General features: G+C 70.1%; 1 protein-coding gene. It reads left to right on the forward strand.

Annotation, left to right across the window (positions count from 1 at the left end; genetic code table 11):
* On the forward strand, positions 1–1,017 hold a 1,017-nt coding region (locus AB0B86_RS33515), incomplete at both ends, for a hypothetical protein (RefSeq protein ID WP_357420636.1).

The following is a 1,017-nucleotide window of genomic DNA, read 5'->3' on the forward strand; positions in this document are numbered from 1 at the left end:
CGAGGTGGTCAACTCGTCGGGGTTGCCGTTGCGGTTCGGCTATGACGACGAGGGTCGGTTGGTCCGCTGGCAGGACCGCAACGCGCAGGAGTACCGCTACACCTACGACGAGCAGGGCCGCTGTGTCGCCGCCACCGGCTCCGGTGGATACCTGTCCGCGCGGCTGCACTACGACCTGGCAGCGCGGAAAACCGCTGTGGACGACTCACTCGGCCACACCACCATCTACGACTTGACCGAACGCGGGCAGACCGAGCGGGTCACCGACCCGCTGGGACATGTCACGGCCTTCACCTGGGATCGTTTTGATCGGAAGCTGTCCCAGACCGATGCTCTCGGGCGGACGACTCGTTGGTCCTACGATGACGACGGCAACCTGGTCGAGCTCACCCGCCCGGACGGCAGCCGGGCGACGGCCGCGTACAACGAGCTGCGTCAGCCCGTCGTGGTCACCGACGTCGACGGCGCGATCTGGCGACGCGGGTACGACGAGCGCGGCAACCTGACGATGGTCACCGACCCGACCGGCGCTGTCACCCGCTACGCCTACGACGAGGCCGGCCACCTGGCCGAGGTGACCGACGCGCTCGGCAACACCGTGGTGGTGGCCACCGATCCGGCCGGGCTGATCACCCAGCTGACCGACTCGGTGGGGGCGGTGACGACCTACCGGCGCGACCGGGCCGGGCGGATGACCGAGGCGACCGACCCCGTCGGCGGCACCATCCACCTCGGCTGGACCGCCGAGGGGCGGTTGGCGTGGCGGCGGAGCCCGGACGGGGCCAGCGAGGAGTGGACCTACGACCCGGAAGGCAACCTGGTCACTCACACCGACCAGATCGGGGCGACCACCGAGTTCGAGATCGGGGCCTTCGACCTGCCGGTGGCGCGTACCGGGCCGGACGGCGCCCGGTTGTCCTTCGCTTACGACACCGAACTGCGCCTCACCACTGTCACCAACCCGCAGGGGCTCGTCTGGCGCTACGACTACGACCCGGCCGGGCGGCTGGTCGCCGA

This window comes from Micromonospora sp. NPDC049047, from assembly GCF_040649135.1.
In the GTDB taxonomy this organism is placed as follows: domain Bacteria; phylum Actinomycetota; class Actinomycetes; order Mycobacteriales; family Micromonosporaceae; genus Micromonospora.